Genomic DNA, 17777 nt, shown 5'->3' with positions numbered 1-17777 from the left:
CCCGGCTATCGACACTTGACCCCTCAGGCCGGTTCGACGACCCCGCTCGCCAGGGCCGGCGCGCTCCGCCGACCGGCGGCGATGACCACGCCGGCGAGGATGAGCAGCACGCCGCCCCCTTGGAGGATCGACGGCACCTCGCCGAGCAGGATGAAGCCGAGCACGAGGGTCGCGACCGGCTGGGCGAGGAGGAGGACGGAGGTGACCACCGCGGGCAGCCGAGGCAGCGCCACGTTGATGAGGCCGTAGCCGGCGACCTGGGAAACGAGGGCGAGCGCAAGGAGCCAGCCGTGGGCGGGCCATGACGGCACGAGGTTCAGGTCGCCCACGATCGCGCCTGCCACCGCGGCGATGACGACCGTGACGGCCGAGGCGTCGAGCAGCGTCCCGAACGGTCGCCGTCCCTCGCGATCGCCCTGCCGGATGACGAGCAGATAGCCCGCGTAGCTCGCTCCTGCCCCGAGCCCGTACAGGACACCGAGCGGTGGATCCGCCCCGTACGCACCGCGCTCGAGGAGGCCGGCGACGAGGAACGCCCCGAAGGCCACCACCGGCAGGGCGAGCCAGGTCCGTCGATCCGGTCGCTCCCCGAGGAAGAGCCACGCGGCGATCGCCACGAGGACCACCTGAAGATTCGGGATCACCGTGCCCAGCCCCGCCCCCACCTCCTCGACACCGTGATGGTAGAGAAGGAGGTCCGCGGCAAAGAACGCTCCGGCGACGCCTGCCACCAGCCGCGAGCGACGCGTGCGCGGTCCGAGCCGCCGACCCTCACGGTGGGCGAGGAGCCAGAGGAACGGCAGCGCGTACAGGCAGCGGAAGACCGTGACGGTGGACGGCGAGACCCCGGAGAAGCGGAAGAAGATGCCGCTGAACGCGATGCACAGCGCCCCGAGCAGGGCCGCCTGGCGCGGGCGCTCGCGGAGCGCGTCGAGTGGCGACCGGCCGATCAGGGCTTCGGACGCTCCGAGGCGCCCACCAGGCGGAGCCCGAGCTCGGCGTACTGGCCGGGATCCGGGGCGGACGGAGCGTCGAGCATGAGGTCCGAGCCTGACTGCGTCTTCGGGAACGCCATGACCTCGCGGATGTTCGCCTGCCGGGTGAGGATCATCGCCCAGCGGTCGATGCCGAGGGCGATCCCACCGTGCGGCGGGGCCCCGTATTCGAAGGCGTCGAGCAGCGCCCCGAACTTCGCCTGCATGCCCTCGACGGATTGGCCCTGGAGGGCGAAGCTCCGCTCGAGGAGCTCCCGCCGATGGATTCGGATCGATCCGCCGCCGAGCTCCCAGCCATTGAGGGCGATGTCGTACTGCTGGGCCCGGGCGCGGCCCGCCGGATCATCCGGCGACGGACGCGCGAGATCGCCGGACCGCGTCGCGAGGAGCGGCAGGTCGTCCGGCATGACGCCGCTGAACGGATTGTGGGTCGCGTCCCAGCGCACGTGTTCCGCGTCCCACTGGTACATCGGGAACTCGTCGACCCAGCAGTAGGCGAGCTCGTCCGGATCGCCGAGGCCCAGCCGCGCCCCGAGCTCGACCCGGAGACGACCGAGGACATCCGCGGTCACCGCGGCATCGTCGGCGACGACGAGGATGAGGTCGCCCTCCCCCGCCCCGGCGGTCGAGAGGACGGCCGCCTGCGTCTCCGGCGACAGGAACTTCGCGACCGGTCCGTGGAGCTCGCCCGCGGCCTCCACCGCAAGATGGACGAGCCCCTTCGCGCCGAAGCGCTTCGCCGTCTCGGTCAGCTCGTCGATCTCCCGGCGCGTCAGGCCGGCCATCCCGGGAGCGACGATCGCCTTCACCCGGCCACCCGAGGCGATCGCCTCGTCGAAGACGCGGAAGCCCGAGGCTGGAGTGCCGCTCGCGTCGACGAGTGCCGGCGCGAGGTCGATGAGTTCCATGCCGAATCGAAGGTCGGGCTTGTCCGAGCCGAATCGCTCGATGACCTCCGCGCAGGTGAACCGCGGGAACGGGACCTGCCGGATCGGGCGGTCGGGGACCGTCCTTCGCGTGACCTCGAGGATCATCGCCTCGACAAAGGCCATCACCGTCTCCTCCGTCACGAAGCTCATCTCGAGGTCGAGCTGGGTGAACTCGGGCTGGCGATCGCCACGCAGGTCCTCGTCGCGAAAGCACCGCGCGATCTGGAAGTAGCGGTCCATCCCGGCGACCATGAGGAGCTGCTTGAGCTGCTGGGGGCTCTGCGGCAGGGCGTAGACCGTGCCCGGCTGGAGCCGCGACGGGACGATGAAGTCGCGGGCACCCTCCGGCGTGCTCTTGATGAGATCCGGCGTCTCCACCTCGACAAAGCCGTTCGCATGGTGGACGTCGCGGATCGCCTGGACGAGCTGGCTGCGGAGGATGAGGCGCTGCTGCATCGGTTCGCGGCGGAGGTCGAGATAGCGGTAGCGGAGGCGGAGGCTCTCATCGATCGGGGCGTCCGGATCGTTGATGTAGAACGGCGGCGTCTTCGCCTCGGAGAGGATCTCGAGACCTGTCGCTTGGACCTCCACCGCGCCGGTCGCGAGGCGCACGTTCTCGGTGCCGGCCAGCCGCGGCGCGACGGCCCCATCCACGGTGACGACGAATTCGTTCCGCACGCGGGTCGCCGTCTCGTGGGCGAGCGGCGCCTCCTCCGCATCGATCACGACCTGGGTGATCCCGTGACGGTCCCGCAGGTCGAGGAACACGAGGTGGCCGTGGTCGCGGCGACGATGGACCCAACCGGACAGGCGGACCGTCGTCCCGGAATCGGCCGTCCTGAGCTCGCCACAGGTATGGGTCCGGTACGGGGTGGCAAGGCTGGCCGGCGTGGTCGACGCGTCGTTCGGGTGGGTCATGGCCGGCTTATCGTAGCCGGCCGCGGGCACCGACTGCCGTGCCGGACGGCCTCGATTCTGGTCAGCCCCGGCCGCCGACCCCGTGGTGGTGGCTCGCGGTGGCCCGCTTCAGCTCGCGGGCGAGGTCGTCGAGGGCGATCGGGCGTTGCGTCCCCGCTTCAAGGTCTCGCAGCTGGACGTCACCGGCCGCGAGCTCGTCGCCGACGATGACCGCAAAATGCGCGCCGTCGCGCGACGCGCCCTCGAGCTGCCGGCCGAGCTTGCGGACGGCGAGGTCCGCCCGGGCGTGGATGCCATCCGCCCGGAGGAGGGTGGCGATACGGAGCCGCTCGAGCGTCGCGGCCGGATCAGCCCCCACGACGACGACGAGCGACGCCGGGGTGGTGGCCGGCGGACCGCCGAGGGCCTCGAGCGCGAGGACGACCCGGTCGAGGCCGAGCGCGAACCCGATCCCCGGCGTCGGGCGCCCGCCGAGGAGCTCGATGAGGCCGTCGTAGCGGCCACCCCCGCCGAGCGCCTGCTGCTGGCCTTCCGCGCCCCGGCGGTAGAACTCGAAGGCGGTCCGCGTGTAGTAGTCGAGGCCGCGGACGAGGGCCGGCTCGACCCGATATCCGACGCCGAGGCCGTCGAGGTGGCGCCGGACGGACGCGAAGTGCTCGTCGCACGGGTCGCACAGGTGGTCCACGAGCCGAGGCGCGGTCGCGATGAGATCGGCCATCGCGGGGTCCTTGGAGTCGAGGAGTCGCAGCGGGTTCGTCTCGAGCCGCCGCCGTTCGGTCGGCGGGAGCGCGGCCTCCTCCTTCTGGAAATGCGCGCGAAGCACGTCGATGTACGCCGGCCGGCAGACGGGGTCGCCGATCGAGTTGAGGAGGATCTCGACGTCGGGCAGGCCGGCCTCGCGGTAGAAGCGAGCGCCGAGCTCGACGATCTCGGCATCGATCGCCGGGCCGCCGTCCCCGATCGCCTCGACGTCCCATTGCCAGAACTGGCGGTAGCGGCCCGCCTGGGGCCGGTCGTAGCGGAACATCGGACCGCTCAACGCGAGCTTCACCGGGGGCGGAAGGACGTGCATCCCGTGCTGGAGGTACGCTCGGACCATCCCCGCGGTCGCCTCCGGCCGGAGCGCCCAGCTCTCCCCTTCCTCGGTCCGAGGCGCGATCCGGAACAGTTCTTTCTCGACGACGTCGGTGACCTCGCCGATGCCGCGCTCGAACACCGCGCCCTGCTCGAAGAGCGGCGTCTCGATCTCGCGATAGCCGTATCGCCCTGCCAGATCGCGGGCGATCGCCTCGAGACGTGCGAACGCCGATCGCTCCGCGGCCAGGAGATCTCGGGTGCCCCGGGGAGCGCGGAAGGATGGCACGCCCGTGAGTCTACCGGGCGCGGGTAAGGAGCCGCAGCGAATCCCTGAGTGCTTCGTCCGGCTCTGCGGCGCGCGCCCAGCTCCACAGCGGGTTGATCGAGTCGCTGTCGTACGTGACTCCGCGCCGAGTCGCCCGTCAGGCCCGGAAGGCTACTTCGCCCAGGCCCCCCGCGGCTGCCGAGGCCGTGACCCTCGACTCGATCGCCGCCGCCGTTCGGTGAGGGCCAGGGACACGACCATCAGCTCGTTCACCTTGCGCTCGAACTCCGGGACGGTCGCCTCGGGGATCGTCACGCACACCTCGCGGAGTGCCGTCTCGAGCTGGTACCACAGGTCGCCCTAGCGCACCTCGTAGAGGGGATAGCGGGCGTTGATGATCACCCGCCGCACGCCGTCCTCGATGACCATGGCGCTCCGGAGGCGCGGATCGAGCGCCCGGACGACGATCTCGGCGATGCCGCGACCGGCTCCCGTTCCCGAGGCTCGCGGCGGGCGTGGCCGGCGCGGCTCGTCCGCCTCCGGTCCCGGCCGACCCGGCGTCGCTCTCGAACAGCCTCCCCGACTCGAGCAGCCGCAGGGCCCGGGCGAGGATCCCGCGGACCTGGTCAGCGGTGCGCAGGGCACTCGGGTTCACGGCGGTCGCACCCTCCCGGGCCAGGCGCCGCACGAGAGGGGCGACCAGCCGGTGGAGGCGGGCTTCCACGGCGAGCCATTCGGCACTGTCGCGATCCACGTCCGTCTTGTTCATCGTGACCGGGACGTGCGACAGCTCCACCTCGCCGACGAGCCGGTTGAGGCCCGGATGAAGCGCCGGACCAGGATGGCCGAGCCAGTCTGGAGGGCCCACCAGTCGGCCCAGGTGGTAGAGACGGATGCCCGGTTCGAGCGACGGAGGTGGTGGGTCTGGAAGCAGCCCGTACCAGCCGGCCACCATCCGGCCCCCACCCCTGACGTTGAAGTCGCGCCGCTCCTCCAGGGGCCACGGCGCCGGAGTCACCGGCCCGCGATTGACCGAGACGATCAGGTCGCCGGTCCCGAGGAGAGGGCGGTAGACCTCCGCCAGTCTGGCCCGGAGGCGGCGCGGATCGACAGTGCGATCCACCTCGCCGATCTCGATTCGGACATACCCGAGGTCGGCCGCGACCGGCTTCGCCCGCTCGCGCAGCTCGTACGTGCGCAGGCGGCTGCGATCGCGGTACGCATCGTCCTCGAACTCGTATGCCCGGTCGTCACCGCCCGGCGAAGCCACGACCGCGAAGCGGTTCCCGAGGTGTCCGATCGCCGCCTTGCCCCCCTGCCCGTAGCGGCCGATCCGTTCGCCGGCCCGCTTGCGCGACCCCCCCCAGCGCAGGTAGTCGCGCTCGAGTTCTGAGGGACTCATGCCGGTCCCGCCCACCGCGAGCAGCGCGATCGACTCCGGCCGGATCGTGAGATCGACGCGGAGCGGTCGACCAGGGAGACGCGAGTCGACCGCGTTGTCGACGAGCTCGAGGATCGCGTCGGTGGCGTTGCGGTAGTTGGCGAAGAGCGACGCGGTCAGGCGCGGATCGATCCGCTCCCGGACGACACGGTGGGTCACCGGCTCATGGCTTCCCGAAGATGTCGTGGGTGCCGACACGCCGCCAGATCACGTGTGGCCCCGATCCGTGGCTCGGTCCGTATTGAAAGGTCGCCCGACCGTTCGGCGCCCAGGTCATCTCGAGGATTCCCGGCGCACCCTCCACGCCTCGAACCCGCAGTCCGGGCCGGAACGTCCCATCGGCGAGGTTGCGGACGAGCCTGCGGACGGCTTCTCGAAACCGTGCGCCTTCCGCGGCATCGAGCACGGCCAGATCACGGTCGAACCGCCCGGTCCGCTCGTAGGTCGGCACGGATCACTCGAGCGAGCGGAGGAGCTCGTCGCCGGACTCGTAGCGCGTCACCCGGCCGGCATCGATGTCGGCACTGGCCTCCCGTTCGCCGGCCTGCCAGGCATCGGTCCAGAACCATGCCTGGGACGCCTCGATCAGCCGCTTCGGGCGGAGGACGATCGAGCCGTCCTCGATCACCACCTCCACGAGGTCGCCCTCCTCGAGGCGGAGCGCGCGCCGGACCTCCTCGGGGATGGTGATCTGGCCCTTCGGGCGGACGCGGGTAAGTGTCATCGTTGGCTCCGGTCAGAAAGTGCGACAGTCGGAGTCTCCCACTGGCCCGTCGACCCGTCAACTGGTCGCTTGGCCCTACCCGAGGTCGCGCTGGACCGAGATGACGTCCTTCAGCTGCTCGATCCGGCTCATGACCCGGGCGAGCTGGGCGACGGACGCGACCTGGAGGGTGGCGGTGACGATCGTGCTGTGATCCGGTGAGACGTTGACCGAGGCGGCGAGGATGTTCACCTTGTTCTCGGCGACGACCTGGGTGATGTCGGACAGGAGCCCGGTCCGGTCATACGCCTCGACGCGGATCGCGATCGGGTAGGTCTGGGTCGGCGCGGCCTCCCATTCGACCTCGATGAGGCGGCTCACCTCGCGCTCATTGACGACGGTCGAGCAGGTCGTGAGGTGGACCGTCACCCCTTTGCCACGGGTGATGAACCCCGTGATCGGGTCGCCCGGGATCGGGTGGCAGCATTTCCCGAACCGGACGAGCAGGTCGCCCACGCCCTTGACGCGGACGCCACCCGTCCGGACCGGCAGCGACAGCGGGGCGACCGCCGGCACGTGGAGCTCCGCGTCGTCGACGACGCCGAGGCGGGTGACGACCTGCTGGGCGTTGATCGCCCCATAGCCGATCGCGGCGTAGAAGTCGTCGACCGTCTCGTGGCTGTACGCCCTGGCCATCTCGGCGACGCGGTCGACCCCGATCGCCTGGATGGACGTCCGGGCGAGGCGCCGCAGCTCGCGCTCGAGCGATTCGCGCCCGTGGACGATGTTGTCGTCCCGCTCCTGGCGCTTGAACCACGAGCGGATCTTCTCCCGGGCATGGGTCGTCCGGACGATGGTGAGCCAGTCACGCGACGGACCGTGCTCCGCCTTCGTCGTGACGATCTCCACGATGTCGCCGTTCTTCAGCCGGTAGTCGAGCGGCACGAGCCGGTTATTCACCTTCGCCCCGATCGTCCGGTGTCCGACGTCCGTGTGGATCCGATAGGCGAAGTCAATCGGCGTGGCGCCGGCGGGCAGATCCTTGACGTCGCCGCGCGGCGTGAACACGAACACCTGGTCCTGGAAGATGTCGAGCTTGATGCCCTCGACGAACTCCGTCGCGTCGGACACGTCGCGCTGCCAGTCCATGAGCTGGCGGAGCCAGGCGAGCTTGGCGTCGTACTCGCGGTCCGAGCGGCTGCCCTCCTTGTAGCGCCAGTGGGCTGCGATTCCAACCTCGCCCACCTGGTGCATCTGGTGGGTCCGGATCTGGATCTCGAGCGGCTTGCCGTCCAGGGCGATGACGGCGGTGTGGAGGCTCTGGTAGAGGTTGTTCTTGGGGACCGCGATGTAGTCGTCGAACTGGCCGGGGATCGGCCGCCAGAGCGAGTGCACGACGCCGAGCGCGGCGTAGCAGTCCTTGAGCTCGGAGACGAGGAGGCGGATCGCGTAGACGTCGTAGATCTCGCCGAACTCGGCGCCCTTGCGGAGCATCTTCTTGTGGATGCTGTAGAGGTGCTTGGGACGTCCCTGGAGCTCGGCCTCGATGCCCGCTTGCGCGAGCTCCGGCCGGAGCGTCTCGATCGCCCGGTCGATGTACGTCTCACGGCTCCGACGACGAGTGTCGAGGAGGCGGGCGAGATCGCGGAAGGCGTCCGGCTCGAGCGTCTTGAAGGCGAGGTCCTCGAGCTCCCACTTGACCTGCCAGATCCCGAGCCGCTCGGCGAGCGGGGCGTAGATCTCCATCGTCTGACGGGCGATCCGCTGCTGCTTTTCCACGGGCAGTCCGGCGAGGGTTCGCATGTTGTGGAGCCGGTCGGCGAGCTTGATGAGGACGACCCGGATGTCCTCCGCCATCGCGAGGAACATCTTGCGGATGTTCTCGGCCTGCTGCTGCTCGTGGCTGTGGGTGCTGAACTTGCTGAGCTTGGTCACCCCGTCCACGAGGCGGGCGACTTCCGGCCCGAAGCGCTCCTCGATGTCGACGAGGCCGTACTCGGTGTCCTCCGGGACGTCGTGGAGGAGCGCCGCGGCGACCGCCGTCGGATCGATGCCGAGGTCGGCGACGATCTGCGCGGCCGCGATCGGATGGGTGACATACGGCTCGCCGGACGCGCGGCGCTGGTCCGCATGTGCCTCGGCCGCGAGGTCGCAGGCACGCTCGACGAGGGCGAGGTCCGCCTCCGGATGGTGCCGTCGGACGGACTCGAGGAGGGCCGCCCGGAGGTGCTCGAGCGATGCGCCGGGTCGGGCGGAGGACGACGGACGCTCGATCGTGCGGCGGGCCCGTCCGCTCGCGGGCCGCCGCGGTGCCGGTCCGGCGGGCAACGTTGCCGCTGGTGCGTCCTTCGCCGCGTGGGGGACCGCGTCCGACGAGGACGCGCTCGGTTCGATCGCCATGCCTGGCAAGGATAGCAGTGGGTCGCGCGGGAACCTCCGGGCTGGAGCCTCGGGGAGTCGGGGCCCGCGCGGTCGGTGTTCAGCCCCCTGAGCGCGGTCCCGCCGTGAAGCCGGCCTCGGCGAGGGCGGCGAGGACCGCGACGCGCTCGTCCCAGGGCAGCGGGCCGTCCGGGCCGATGATCGATCGCTCGTGCCCCTTCCCGGCGAACAGGACCGTGTCGCCGGGCCGTGCCCGCTCGACCGCGGCCGCGATGGCCGCCGCGCGATCGCGGATGAGGAGGAGGTCGCGACCGCGATGACGTCCGGCCTCCTCGGCCCCGCGCGCGATCTCGTCGAGGATCGCGTCGCCGTCCTCGCCGCGCGGATCCTCGTCCGTGACGACGACGATGCGGCACCGCTCGCCGGCGATCCGGCCCATGATCCGGCGCTTCGCGACGTCCCGCTCGCCGGCCGATCCGAACACCGCGATGAGTCCCCCGCCCCGCGCCGCCGCGACCGGGGCGAGCAGGTCCAGGACCGCGGCGAGCGACGCGGGGCTGTGGGCATAGTCGACGATCGCCCCGAACGGCTGGCCAGCGTCCACCCGCTCCATCCGGCCCGGGACCCCGGCGAGGCCCTCGAGGCCGCGGCGGACCGCTGCCGCGTCGAGATCCCAGGCCTCGCCGAGGGCGACGACGGCGAGCGCGTTGTGGACGTTGAATCGACCGCCGAGTCGCAGTCGGATCTCCGCCTCGCCGCGCGGCGTCGCCACGGCGAACCGAAGGCCGTGCTCGTCCTCGGCGACGTGGGTCGCGCGGACCTCGGCGGACGGATCGGCGCCGTAGGTGACGAGGCGCGCCCCAGCCTCCCGAGTGACCGCCTCAAAGAGCGACGCCGCGGGATCATCGCGATGGACGATGCCGGCGCGGGGCCGGATCGCGGGTGTCCGCTCCGCGAGCCGTTCGAAGAGCGACAGCTTCGCCGCGCGATATGCCTCGAACGAGCCGTGGAGCTCGAGGTGCTCGTGGCTGAGGTTCGTGAGGATCGCTGCATCGTAGGCGACCTCCGCGACACGATCGAGGGCCAGGGCGTGCGAGGTCGTTTCGAGGACCGCGGCCGTGTCGCCGGACATGACCATCGCCGCAAGAAGCGCCTGCAGCTCGGGTGCCTCCGGTGTCGTGATGTGCGCCTCGTTCGCCTCCCGGCGACCGCCGATAGACGTATCCACGGTCCCCACGAGGCCGGTCCGCAGGCCGGCCGCCTCGAGGGCCGCGGAGGCGAGGAAGGACGTCGTGGTCTTGCCGTCCGTTCCGGTGACCCCCACGACCGCGAGCCGCCGGCTCGGGTCGCCGTACCACCAGGCTGCCGCGGCCGCGAGGGCGCGGGAGGGTCGCCCGACCACGAGCTGCGGGATCGGTGCCTCCGGCACCGGACGCTCGACGACGGCGGCGACCGCGCCGGCACGAGCGGCGTCCGCGACGAAGTCGTGCCCGTCCGCGTGGAGCCCGGCGATCGCCACGAACAGGGAACCTGGACGGACCCGCCGGGAGTCGGCGGCGACGCCGCGGACGGCGAGATGGCTCAGCGCCGCGGACCCGATCGCCCGACCGTCCGCCCGGGCCCCGCGCAGGCCGGCGGGCCCGAGATCGGCGAGCCGATCGATGAGCGACCCGAGACGGCGAGGGGACCCCGGCTCGGCGGCAGCGACGAGGGCCGCGATCCCCTCCTCTGTCGAGGCGTCCGGTGCCGGTCGTCCTGTCGTCATCGCGGCTCGATCCTACCCGCGCCCGGCTCGACCGGCCGCGGCGAGCCGCCCGCTCACCCGGCCGAGGAGATAGCGCGCCGGTCGGATGACCCGTTCGTGGTTCCCGGCGAGCTCCACCCACTCCGCGCCGAACGACCGCTTGAACGCATAGAGGCCGTACATCTCCTCACCCTCGACCGGTCGCCGGCGACGCCCGGGCACGTCGACGCCGGCGAGGTCGACCTCGCCGAGGCCATCGCGGATGGCGAGCTGGATCGCCCGCCACACGAGGAGGTGGGGGACGCCGGGCCGCGCGCGGCGGAGATCCGCCCGATCGCCGGAGTGCGAGTAGGTGAGACGCCCTCCGTGACGATAGAACGTCGCCCCGCCGAGTCGGACGCCGTCGGGATCCACGACCTCGAGGAGCACGACGTGACCGGCCAGGAGCGCGGCGATGGACCAGTCCACGAACGGGGCTCGCGGCAGGAGCCGGAAGTGGCGGCGGTCGGCCGCCGCGGCGAGGAGGTCGTACAGGCGGTCGAACGCGTCCCGGCTCGCGGTGCCGAGGGGCGCCTCGGGCGCCTCGAATCCGTCCCCGACGGTCGCGCCGTCGCCATAGCCCGAACGGATATCCCACCGGACCACGCGCAGACCGGCCCGTTCCGCATAGCGGACGCTCTGGCGGGCGGATTCGCCCATCGCCCGGAACGCGGACCCCTCGGTCGTGCCGGCCGGGAGGCGGAGGGCGACCCGATGGCGCGACGGCTGGACCTCCTCGATCGGGCGGAAGCCGCTCGCCTCGATGAGGGCACCGTAGCCGGTCGCGGCCTCGATCTCCGCATCGCTTGCGACGACGTCGACGCCGCTCGCCGCGAGATGCTCCGTAGCGGCGACGAGCCGCTCGCCGGCGGCCTGCACCGAGCCGCTCCCGAGAACGGGCCCGCGCGGGATGTACGCGCCCGCGCCGCCGATGCCTCGCCACGGCCGGACGAGGGCGAGGAGTCGCGAACCGTCCGCCGACACGAGGAACCGCGGCCGCCAGCCGAGACGTTCGCGATGGCTTGCCCAGGCGAGCGACTGGTAGACGTTGCCGCCCGGGACATCGACCGTCCGGGAGTCCCAGTCGAGAAGCTCGTCCGGTGTCGCGTCCCGGACCGGGACCGTCACGGACGAGGCCTCCGTGCCCGATCCCGGATCGTCTCGGCGAGTCGGTAGGCCGCCCAGCCGAACCGGTCGAGCGGCAGGTCGAAGGCGCCGATGAGCTCCACCTCGCGCCCGCCGAAGCCGGCCTTGAACTGTCGGATCCCCGGGTGCACGAGCCCCCACATGTCGTAGGACGTCGCGCCGGCCGCACGGCTCGATCGCATCGCCTCCCACTTGAGGAGGTAGTTCGCCCGGTCCCGGGCACCGCGCCCCGTCATCCCGCCATATGGCTCGACGACGCGGTCACCGACGCGGAGAAGGAAGAGGACCGCCTCGGCCGCGCCGTCCGTTCCATCGGCGAAGAGCAGCCGTGCGCCGCCGGACGGCGAGAAGGCTTCCCAGACGTCTGCGTACGCCGATCTGGCGCGGATCCGCGTCCCCGCCCGAGCGGCCGTCTCTCGCATGACGGCGTGGAACTCGTCGAGGCGCGAGCCGTCGCCGTCCACGACACGGAGTCCGGCCCGTTCGGCGAGCCGGACATACTGACGCCACTTGGTCCGCAGGTCGGACCACAGGGCCGCCTCGTCCGCTCGAAGATCGACGATCCGGGTGATGCGTGGCTGGACCGTCGGGGCCGGACGCCAGCCCGCCGAGCGGAATGCCGCGCCGAGCGTCCCGCCGGGATCGGCCGGTCCGCCGGCCTCGACCTCAGGATCGATCCTGACGTGGCTGACCCGCTCGCCCCAGCGCTCCCCGCGGAGCGCGGACGACCATGCCTCGATCGCCTCCGCGTCCCATCGCTCCGTGAGCGGGCCGCGCGGCGCATAGCCGAACGTCCACGGGACGCCAGCCGGCCGACGGAGGAGGAGGATCTGCGCGCCGATCGAGCCGGAACCGTCCGATCGAGCGGCGACGACCAGCCGCGATCGCCAGCCGTTCGCCGCCTTGACCCGTGCCCATCCGGAGACCTGGAGATAGGTCGCGAGCGGCGCGTGCGCGACGAACGCGTCCCAGGTCGCCGCATCTCTCGCGTCCGGCACCGCGTCGCCGCCGTCCGGCGTGGTCATGCCGCACCGTCCGAGGAGCGGACGGCCGCGATCACGAGGCCACCGACGGACCTGAGCTCGGGCAACCGGAACAGGCGCACGATCGCGAGGTACACGAGTCCGCCCGCGCCGGTCGCGACGACGAGGACGACGAACGTCAGCGCCTTCGTCGAATCCCCGCCCACGATGGTCCCGAGGGCATTCCGCACGAGGAGGCCCGTCACTCCCGCTCCGACCGCGCCGATGATCGACGGCACGGCGAGCGCGCCGATCGGCCGGAGATGGAACTCCGGGACGCGCCCGGCGAGGACGACGGCGAGGTAGCCCGCCTCGGCGGCGGACCCGAGGACGATCCCGAGGGCCACGCCCTGGAGCCCAAGCGGCCCGACCAGGGCGACCGCGAACACGGTGTTGATCACCACCGCCACCACCGCCGCGACCACCGGCGTCCGCGTGTCGCGCATCGCGTAGAACGCCCGGGCGAGGATCCCGATGAGCGACTCCGTCGGGAGCGCGAGGAGGAGGATGAGCAGTGAGGCCGCCGTTCGCGAGATGGCCTGGTCGTCGAACTTGCCGTAGTCGAAGAGCAGCTGGAGGACAGGCAGCCGGAGGACCATCCCGAGAGCGACAAGGGGGAGCATGACGAAGAGCACGAGTCGCGATGCCCGGGTCACGAGGTGGACGAACCGGGCGACATCGCCCCGGGCGAGCTCCGCGGCGAGCGTCGGAAACGCCACGATGCCGATCGGGACACCGATGACGCCGAGCGGGATCTGGAAGACGTTGAACGCGATCGAGAACGCCGCGAGGGAGCCGACCGGCAGGCCCGACGCGAGCGTCGTCGCGACGATGAACGTCAGCTGGCCGGCGGCGAGTCCGAGCGCCCGTGGGGCGAGCAGGACAAGGGTCTGGTGCGCCTCCCGGTCGGACAGGTCGACGTGCGGCCGATAGCGAAACCCGACCGCGCGGAGCTGCGGGATCTGGACGACGAAGTTCAGGGCCGCCCCGAACACGACCCCGATCGCGAGCGCCGCCACGCCGAAGGTCGGAGTGAGGAAGACGGCCGCGAGGATGATCGCTCCGTTGTAGGCGAGCGGCGCGAACGCCGCAGCCGCGAACCGGCCTCGAGCGTTGAGGACGCTCGTGGCGAGCGCCGCGAGGGCGAGGAAGAGCGGGCTCAGGATCATGATCCGGGTCAGCTCGACCGTCTTCGCCGTACGCGAGGGGTCGAAGCCGGGAGCGATCACCGGGATGAGTACCGGCGCGCTGAGCCAGACGAGCGCAGCGAGGAGGGCGAGGGCACCCATCATGAGATTCGTGACCGTCGAGGTCACCCGCCAGGCGCGATCGTCCTCGTCCGTGGCCGTCAGCCCCGCAAGGACCGGGATGAGCGCTGAGCTCAGGGCACCCGCCGCGACGAGCTGGAAGATGAGGTCCGGGATCCGGAAAGCCGCGAAGAAACTGTCGAGGTCCGCCCCAGCCCCGAACGTCGTCCCGATGACGGCGAGGCGGACCCAGCCGAGCACGCGTGACGCAAGATAGGCGCCCGTGACGATGAGGCCCGCGCGGGCGAGCGTGCGGCCCGATCCGCGGGTCACGGAGCGAGATCGGGGGCCGTCCCCCGGCCGATCCTCGCTCGCGGGTGGCTGGCCTCGTACGCCGTCCGAAGTCGCGTCGGGGAGACGTGCGTGTACACCTGGGTCGTCGCGAGACTCGCGTGGCCGAGGAGCTCCTGGACGATCCGCAGGTCCGCCCCGCCGTCGAGCAGGTGCGTGGCGAAGCTGTGTCGGAGGGTGTGCGGCGACACGCCAATCGGCAGGCCCGCCCGCGCCCTGAGCCGTTCCAGCCGATACCGCAGACCACGAACACCGAGCGCACGCCCGAGGTGATTGACGAAGATCTCCGTCGGCTCGATCGTCGCGCCGGACCGTGCGACGAGCAGCGGTCGTGCGGCGGTCAGGTACGCCGCGAGGGCAGCCCGGGCCGGACGGCCGAGCAGGCCGATGCGCTCCTTGCGGCCCTTGCCGAGGATGCGGATCTCGCCTCGCCGCAGGTCCAGGTCGGCGACCAGGGCCGTCGCGAGCTCGCCGATCCGGAGCCCGGCCGCGTAGGCGGTCTCCACGATGGCCCGGTCCCGGAGCGCCAGCGCATGGCGAACCGTGGACGGAGTGCCGAGGGTGTCCGTCGCCTGGTCGCCGGATGCGTCCGGATCTCCGTCACGCTGCGGCTCGTCGATCGCGTCGAGGAGGCGCTCCACCTGGGCGATGTCGAGGACGCGCGGCAGGCGGCGCGGCAGTCGGGGCGTCTGGAGGGCCGCCCACGGGTCGCCAGCCGTGAGGCCGGCCCGGGTCGACCAGCGATAGAAGGAGCGGATCGCCGCGAGGCGCTGGGCGACCGATGAACGGGCGTGACCGTCGGACAGGATCGAAAGATACCCGCGGAGGGCCGCGCGCTCGGGGCGTCGCCAGTCGAGTCCGCGCTCGTCGAGCCACGCGAGGTACGTCCCGACGGCCGTCCGGTACGCGCGGACGGTGTTCGGCGAGGCATCGCGGGCGGCGAGCGAGCGGAGGAAGCGCTCGAGGACGCCGTCGGCGTCCGGTCCGTCCGTCACGCGCCGGCGGTCGGCTCGGCCCGGCGGGTCGGGCGGCGTCCCGGACGCCGCGCGGGACCATGTGCTGCGCCCGCTCCGCCGCGGCCTCGGCCGGTCCCACGCGCGTCCGTCGCGCCCCGCGACCGGCGCGCCGATCGAACGAGGGCCGCCGGATCGGGCGGTCCTCCGGCAAGACGAGCTCCCGGAACGATGGTCGTCGCGGGCGCGTCGACCCGCGCGCCGCAGGCGAGGCAGATGACCCCGTCGTCGCCGTCGCGGGCGAGCGGCCCGCCGTCCGAGTCGTGGAGCCCGCCGAGCGGCTCCCGCGACGTGGTGAAGTCGCACTTGGGATACCGCGAGCAACCCCAGAAGAGCGTCCCGGTCCGCCGTGCTCGCCGCGTCACGAGCTGGCCGGTCGAGCAGGTCGGGCAGACCACCTCGAAGCCGAGCGGCGCGGGTGGCGGCGGGCCGTCCTTGTGGATGTATCGACAATCCGGATAGCGGTCGCAGCCGACGAATGCCCCGAAGCGGCCGTGCTTCGCGACGAGCGTCCCTCCGTGCTCGGCGCCGCATTCCGGACACGCCTGACCGACACCCGGCAGAGGCGGCGCGCCGTCACCACTCGGCGACTCCGGCGTGCCGCCCGCGATATCGCCCGGCAGCGGTCGCGTCTCCTTGTGCTCCGGGTAGAGCGAACAACCGAGGAACGCCCCGTTCCGGCCGAGCCGGATGACCATCGGATGGCCCTCCGAGCAGACCTCGTCCGACGGCAGGGTCCGGAATTCGCCGGCCGGGATCTCCGCCGACTTCCGATCGACGAGCGCCCCGAACGGCTCGTAGAAGGCCCGCACGACCGGGACCCACGCCCTCGTTCCGTTGGCGACCTCGTCGAGATCCGCCTCCATCCGGGCAGTGAACTCGAGATCCACGAGGTCCGCGAAGTGACCGACGAGGAGGTCGGTGACGATCTCGCCGACGGGCTCGGGGTGAAGCCGGCGATCCCGGACACGGACATAGCCGCGATCGAGGATCGTGGAGATGGTCGCCGCGTACGTGGACGGCCTCCCCACGCCGTGCTCCTCGAGTGCCCGGATGAGGGTCGCCTCCGTGTACCGTGGCGGCGGCTCCGTGAAATGCTGCGTGGCGGCGACGGCGTCCACGGCCGTCACGTCGCCCTCGCGGAGCGCCGGGAGGGTCCGCTCGATCTCGTCGGCCGCATCGTCCTGGCCTTCTGTATAGACCGCGGCGAAGCCGTCGAAGACCGTCCGCGTCGCGGAGGCGCGCAATGTGTATGAACCGCCGATCAGCTCGGCCGTCGTGGTCTCGAGCTCCTTGGCCGCCATCTGGCTCGCGAGGGCTCGCTGCCAGATGAGCCGGTAGAGGCGTCCTTCGTCCCGCGGGAGCGTTCGGGCCAGCGTCTCCGGATCGCGGCCGAACGCCGTCGGTCGGATCGCCTCGTGGGCCTCCTGCGCCCCGCGCGACTTCGTGCGGTACTGGCGGCCCTTCGGCATCGTGTACCGCGGACCGAAGCGTTCGCCGATGACCGAGCGGGCCTCCCCGAGTGCCTGACCGGACAGGGCGACCGAGTCCGTCCGCATGTACGTGATGAGGCCAACCTGCCCCTCCGCGGTCTCGATCCCTTCGTACAGTCGCTGGGCGACGGACATCGTCCGCTTCGGGCTGAAGCCGAGCTTCCGGCTCGCTTCCTGCTGGAGCGTGGACGTCGTGAACGGCGGGGCCGGGCTGCGGGTGGACCCCTTGACCGCCATCGACGCCACGACGGGCGTCGTGGTCGCGATCGCCTCGCGGTGGGCGGTTGCCGTCGCCTCGTCGGCGATCTCGGGCTTCGTCCCATCGATCCGGACGATGTCGGCGGTGAACACGGCGCCGTCCGGGGCGGCGAGCGTCGCCTCGAGTGTCCAGTACTCCCGCGCGACGAAGGCCCGGATCTCGCGCTCGCGATCCACGACGATCCGCACGGCGACGGACTGGACACGCCCGGCGGAGAGTCCGGTCCGCACCTTCTTCCAGAGGAGGGGGCTGAGCCGGTAACCGACGAGGCGGTCCACGACGCGACGCGCCTGCTGGGCGTCCACGAGATGGGTGTCGATCTGCCGCGGGTGGGCGAACGCCTCGCGGATCGCCGGCTCGGTGATCTCGCTGAAGGTGACCCGTCGCGTCCGTGCCGGATCGAGCCCCGCCGCCTCAGCGACGTGCCAGGCGATCGCCTCGCCCTCGCGATCGAGGTCCGTCGCCAGGTAGACCATGTCCGCCTTTTTCGCCGCCTTCTCGATCGCGCCGACCTGGCGGCGGCGGTCCGCGACGACCTCGTACACCGGGGCGAAGTCGTGGTCGACGTCCACGCCGAGCTCATTCCGACCGAGCTTCTCGGGCAAGTCCCGGACGTGGCCGTACGAGGCGAGGACGGTGTAGTCCGGCCCGAGATAGCGTTCGATGGTCTTCGCCTTGGCCGGCGATTCGACGATCACGAGGTTGTGCGGCATCGCCGGGGAGTCTAGCACCGGGTCGCTGCACGTCCGCTCACCG

Annotated in this window: 13 protein-coding genes; all 13 read right to left on the bottom strand. The window is 71.8% G+C overall.

Going from position 1 to position 17777, the window contains the following annotated elements; all coding sequences use genetic code 11:
- Positions 1-23 precede the first annotated feature (23 nt).
- Entirely contained in the window at positions 24-731 is a 708-nt protein-coding gene (locus IVW53_01490) for a DMT family transporter (protein MBF6604244.1), read from the bottom strand.
- Positions 732-949: 218 nt separating this feature from the next.
- A complete protein-coding gene (gene aspS / locus IVW53_01485; GenBank protein MBF6604243.1) occupies positions 950-2842 on the bottom strand; it encodes an aspartate--tRNA ligase in 1893 nt (630 codons plus the stop codon).
- A 61-nt stretch (positions 2843-2903) separates the two neighbouring features.
- The gene (locus IVW53_01480) at positions 2904-4205 is read right to left on the bottom strand and encodes a histidine--tRNA ligase (protein ID MBF6604242.1); all 1302 of its coding nucleotides are present in this window, start codon (positions 4203-4205) and stop codon (positions 2904-2906) included.
- Positions 4206-4341: 136 nt separating this feature from the next.
- The gene (locus tag IVW53_01475; GenBank protein MBF6604241.1) at positions 4342-5784 is read right to left on the bottom strand and encodes an ATP-binding protein; all 1443 of its coding nucleotides are present in this window, start codon (positions 5782-5784) and stop codon (positions 4342-4344) included.
- Between the two features lie 4 nt (positions 5785-5788).
- Positions 5789-6031 carry a hypothetical protein gene (locus tag IVW53_01470; protein MBF6604240.1) on the bottom strand — a complete coding sequence of 81 codons (243 nt, stop codon included), beginning with the start codon at positions 6029-6031 and terminating at the stop codon, positions 5789-5791.
- 48 nt (positions 6032-6079) lie between these two features.
- Positions 6080-6349 (bottom strand): AbrB/MazE/SpoVT family DNA-binding domain-containing protein, encoded by a 270-nt coding sequence (locus IVW53_01465; protein MBF6604239.1) that lies wholly within the window; start codon positions 6347-6349, stop codon positions 6080-6082.
- Between the two features lie 75 nt (positions 6350-6424).
- Entirely contained in the window at positions 6425-8728 is a 2304-nt protein-coding gene (locus IVW53_01460) for a bifunctional (p)ppGpp synthetase/guanosine-3',5'-bis(diphosphate) 3'-pyrophosphohydrolase (protein MBF6604238.1), read from the bottom strand.
- Positions 8729-8807: 79 nt separating this feature from the next.
- The gene (locus tag IVW53_01455) at positions 8808-10472 is read right to left on the bottom strand and encodes a UDP-N-acetylmuramoyl-L-alanyl-D-glutamate--2,6-diaminopimelate ligase (GenBank protein ID MBF6604237.1); all 1665 of its coding nucleotides are present in this window, start codon (positions 10470-10472) and stop codon (positions 8808-8810) included.
- A gap of 12 nt (positions 10473-10484) precedes the next feature.
- On the bottom strand, positions 10485-11618 hold the full coding sequence (locus IVW53_01450) for a peptidoglycan bridge formation glycyltransferase FemA/FemB family protein (GenBank protein MBF6604236.1): 1134 nt from the start codon (positions 11616-11618) through the stop codon (positions 10485-10487).
- A complete protein-coding gene (locus tag IVW53_01445) occupies positions 11615-12661 on the bottom strand; it encodes a peptidoglycan bridge formation glycyltransferase FemA/FemB family protein (GenBank protein ID MBF6604235.1) in 1047 nt (348 codons plus the stop codon). Before IVW53_01445 ends, IVW53_01450 begins: the two co-directional genes overlap by 4 nt.
- Positions 12658-14238, bottom strand: a complete 1581-nt coding sequence (gene murJ, locus IVW53_01440) for a murein biosynthesis integral membrane protein MurJ (protein ID MBF6604234.1) — start codon at positions 14236-14238, stop codon at positions 12658-12660. Before murJ ends, IVW53_01445 begins: the two co-directional genes overlap by 4 nt.
- The gene (locus IVW53_01435) at positions 14235-15251 is read right to left on the bottom strand and encodes a tyrosine-type recombinase/integrase (GenBank protein MBF6604233.1); all 1017 of its coding nucleotides are present in this window, start codon (positions 15249-15251) and stop codon (positions 14235-14237) included. Before IVW53_01435 ends, murJ begins: the two co-directional genes overlap by 4 nt.
- Positions 15248-17734 (bottom strand): type I DNA topoisomerase, encoded by a 2487-nt coding sequence (gene topA, locus IVW53_01430; protein ID MBF6604232.1) that lies wholly within the window; start codon positions 17732-17734, stop codon positions 15248-15250. Before topA ends, IVW53_01435 begins: the two co-directional genes overlap by 4 nt.
- Positions 17735-17777 lie beyond the last annotated feature (43 nt).

The sequence above is a fragment of the Chloroflexota bacterium genome, from assembly GCA_015478725.1.
In the GTDB taxonomy this organism is placed as follows: Bacteria; Chloroflexota; Limnocylindria; order Limnocylindrales; family CSP1-4; genus C-114.
This window is presented reverse-complemented; position numbering and strand designations above follow the sequence as displayed.